Origin of the sequence: Candidatus Erwinia dacicola (assembly GCF_001756855.1) — a bacterium.
Classification (GTDB): domain Bacteria; phylum Pseudomonadota; class Gammaproteobacteria; order Enterobacterales; family Enterobacteriaceae; genus Erwinia; species Erwinia dacicola.
Genome location: NZ_MAYS01000133.1, coordinates 1 through 3,345 on the forward strand (window position 1 = coordinate 1; position 3,345 = coordinate 3,345).

A 3,345-nucleotide genomic window follows, 5' to 3' on the forward strand; every position below is an offset into this window, starting at 1 on the left:
CTCTCCCAATGAGGTATTTTTAACGCACTTACTGGCGGCATAAGCCCCTCCATTTTGTTGCGTTTCCAGTGGGAAAAGTGATAAATAAGCTCACGATTACAGCAACTGTCAACTTTTCCTGACAGACTACTTCTGGACCTGCAAAGGATAGCGTATTATTCCGCAATCATTTTATAGGCTGCATTGGGCGAGGCATGCCTCGCCCCTACCAATAACTGCGTAGGGATCAGGCATGCCTGACCCGTTGAGCATTGATAACGCGCGAATTGTTATGATCACACTAAAGGTTAATACGCATGCGTCTTGAAGTCTTTTGCCAAGACCGAATCGGTCTGACCCGCGAACTGCTGGATCTGCTGGTCGAGCGCAGCATCGACCTGCGCGGTATCGAAATCGCCGCCATTGGCCGCATCTATCTAAATTTTTCCAGTGTCAGCTTCGATCAGTTCAGCCAGCTGATGGCTGAAATTCGCCGCATACCTAGCGTGACCGACGTGCGTACCGTCTCTTATCTGCCTTCTGAACGTGAACATCGCGCCCTGAGTATTCTGCTGGTGGCGCTGCCGGAGCCGGTTTTTTCCATCGATCTGAAAGGCAAAGTTGAGTTGTCAAACCCGGCGGCGCAGACACTATTCACACTGAATGAAGAAAAGATGCGTAACTACAGCGCCGGTTCGCTGATTAGCGGTTTCAACTTCCAGCGCTGGCTGGAGAGCGAGCGCATCAAGGCGCAGGCGCATCACGTGGTGCTGCAGGGGCGCGACTTCCTAATGGAGATTACGCCGATCCATGCTCAGGATGAAGAGGGGAGATCCTCGAATCCGGTTGGCGGCGTGGTGATGCTGAAATCCACCGCGCGCATGGGCCAGCAGCTACAGAAGTTGGCGGTTAACGATGACAGCAAATTTCAGGACATTGTCGCCGTCAGCAGCAAAATGCGTCAGGTTATTGATCAGGCGCGCAAGCTGGCGATGTTCGATGCGCCGCTGCTGATCGTCGGCGATACCGGGACCGGAAAGGATATGCTGGCACGCGCCTGCCACTTGCACAGCGCGCGCGGCAAAAAGCCGTTCCTCGCGCTGAATTGCGCTTCGTTGCCGGACGATGTGGCTGAAAGTGAACTGTTTGGTCACGCTGCCGGGGCTTACCCGAACGCGCTGCAAGGTAAAAAAGGCTTCTTCGAGCAGGCCAGCGGTGGCTCGGTGCTGCTGGATGAGACTGGTGAAATGTCGCCACGCATGCAAACCAAGCTGCTGCGCTTCCTCAATGACGGAACCTTCCGCCGCGTTGGGGAAGAGCATGAAGTGCATGTGGATGTACGGGTGATCTGTGCGACGCAAAAAAACCTGATGGAAATGGTGCAGCGCGGCGAATTCCGCGAGGATCTGTTCTATCGCCTCAACGTATTAACCCTTAATCTGCCGCCGTTGCGCGAGCGCCCGCAGGATATCCTGCCGCTGACCGAAATGTTTGTGGCGCGCTTTGCCGATGAGCTGGGGGTGGCAAGACCGAAACTCTCTGCCCAGCTCAATGCTTTCCTAACCCGCCACACTTGGCCTGGCAATGTGCGTCAGCTGAAGAACGCGCTCTATCGCGCATTAACTCAGCTGGAAGGTTACGAACTGTGCCCGCAGGATATCGTGCTGTCGGAATACGCGATGGAGCTGCCGCTAGGGGATGATGCGTTTGAAGGGTCGCTGGATGAGATCACCAGCCGCTTTGAACGTTCAGTGCTGACACGCTTATATCTCTCGTATCCAAGCACGCGCAAGCTGGCGAAACGCCTAGGGGTTTCACATACGGCGATTGCCAATAAGCTGCGAGAATATGGTCTGAGCCAGAAGAAAAACGAAGCGAAATAGGTGGTCATTGTCGAATAAACGGGCCGATCGAAAAAGAAGATCGGCTCCTACAACTTTATTTAAGCGATGCCAGGGCAGCATCGTAATCCGGCTCGGTGGTGATTTCGTTCACCAGCTGACTGTAAATAACGTTATCTTTTTCATCCAGCACCACAACTGCGCGCGCAGCCAAGCCTTTCAGCGAGCCATCGGCAATTGCCACGCCATAATCCTGCAGGAATTCGTTGCCGCGCAGCGTGGAGAGAGTCACCACATTGCTCAGGCCATCAGAGCCGCAGAATCGCGACTGGGCGAACGGCAGATCGGCTGAAATACATAACACCACGGCATTGTCGACTTCACCCGCCAGCTGGTTGAATTTACGCACCGAAGCGGCACATACGCCGGTATCAATGCTCGGGAAGATATTCAGAACTTTGCGCTTACCCGCGTAGTTTGACAGGGAAACTTCGGAAAGGTCTTTGGCCACTAGGGTGAACGGTTTTGCACTCTGGCCCGCCGCTGGTAGCTGGCCGTCAATGGAAACCGGATTGCCCTGAAAGTGTACGATCTGAGACATAATCTATCCTTTTAATGTTAATGATGTTTAACCTAGTCCAGTGTATGCCACACTTAAGGTGTGCGACAGTTTAAAATCCTTCGTGCTGTCTAATTATAATGAAATCAGGGAGCTGAGTATGAGAACAGTCAATGTCTATACAGAAAGCTGGCCGTTGCACAGCCTGTTTGTCATTGCCCGCGGCGCGCAATGCACTCGACAGCACGCTGTGGAACTTGTGGAAGTGCAGCGTACGCAGCGCAGTGCCGCAGTTGACGCTGATTGTCGACGCTAACGAATCTTGGCACGGCGAAGGGCTGGCCGCGCGCTGCCAGCTGCTGGTCGACCTCGGGGTGGCGATGCTGGAGCATTGATCGTAAAATCATCGCCGGCAAAGTGGTGGGAACCGGAGAGAAGCTCGCTTGGCACTTCACGCCGGACGTGGTGGTCGGGTTCAAGCCAAAAGCCAGCTTTATTCAGCAGCACAGTCAGGAAGAGCTGAATGCCCATGTTAAGGCGCTGCTGGCAGCGGCCAGCTATGGTCCGATGCATCCCCTTAACCTGACCCTGCTGTATAACTCTTCCGAAACGCACCAGAAGATTGCCATTGCCGTGGCTTCGATAAGGCCGCGCAAATAGACCTGCGCCCCCGTAATTTGGGTGATTTTCTCGTGCAGGGCCAATTCAGGGCCATTATCAGCGGTCAGAGTTTTAAACTCGCAGAAAGTATTGGCTCAATGTCTCTGAAAGCGGCAACCACGGTTTTCGCACGTTTATTAGGCAGCTTCCGAATGATGATGGTTTTTAGGGTTTTATCTACGAGCGTGAGCAGGAATGACTTCTGGTCTTTGCCAAAAATGGTGTCAATCTCGAAATAGCTAGGTTTCTGTTTGAGTTCGGCTTCAGTTAGGCGATGTTCAATGCCAACACGGTTGGGAATAGAAC

2 protein-coding genes and 3 pseudogenes are annotated in these 3,345 nt (G+C 53.5%); 3 read left to right on the forward strand and 2 right to left on the reverse strand.

The features are described from left to right. The first annotated feature begins 296 nt into the window (after positions 1–296). The gene (gene tyrR / locus BBW68_RS04055; protein WP_070134109.1) at positions 297–1,862 is read left to right on the forward strand and encodes a transcriptional regulator TyrR; all 1,566 of its coding nucleotides are present in this window, start codon (positions 297–299) and stop codon (positions 1,860–1,862) included. A gap of 55 nt (positions 1,863–1,917) precedes the next feature. On the opposite strand, the gene tpx is transcribed toward tyrR, so the two are convergent. After that, on the reverse strand, positions 1,918–2,421 hold the full coding sequence (tpx, locus tag BBW68_RS04060) for a thiol peroxidase (RefSeq protein WP_070134110.1): 504 nt from the start codon (positions 2,419–2,421) through the stop codon (positions 1,918–1,920). 233 nt (positions 2,422–2,654) lie between these two features. Between tpx and BBW68_RS19505 the strand changes: the two are divergent. Together BBW68_RS19505 and BBW68_RS04070 are read left to right on the forward strand one after the other, a co-directional pair. Then, positions 2,655–2,768, forward strand: a pseudogene (locus tag BBW68_RS19505) (L-Ala-D/L-Glu epimerase); the annotation flags it as partial. Continuing rightward, positions 2,764–3,024, forward strand: a pseudogene (locus BBW68_RS04070) (oligopeptide ABC transporter substrate-binding protein OppA); the annotation flags it as partial. The pseudogenes BBW68_RS19505 and BBW68_RS04070, both read left to right, overlap by 5 nt. A gap of 79 nt (positions 3,025–3,103) precedes the next feature. Here BBW68_RS04070 and BBW68_RS18705 read toward each other — a convergent pair. Next, a pseudogene (locus BBW68_RS18705) lies at positions 3,104–3,345 on the reverse strand (hypothetical protein); the annotation flags it as partial.

Coding starts and splice junctions, on each gene's coding strand:
- tyrR (WP_070134109.1), top strand. CDS start 297: ATGCGTCTTGAAGTCTTTTGCCAAGACCGAATCGGTCTGACCCGCGAA.
- tpx (WP_070134110.1), bottom strand. CDS start 2,421: ATGTCTCAGATCGTACACTTTCAGGGCAATCCGGTTTCCATTGACGGC.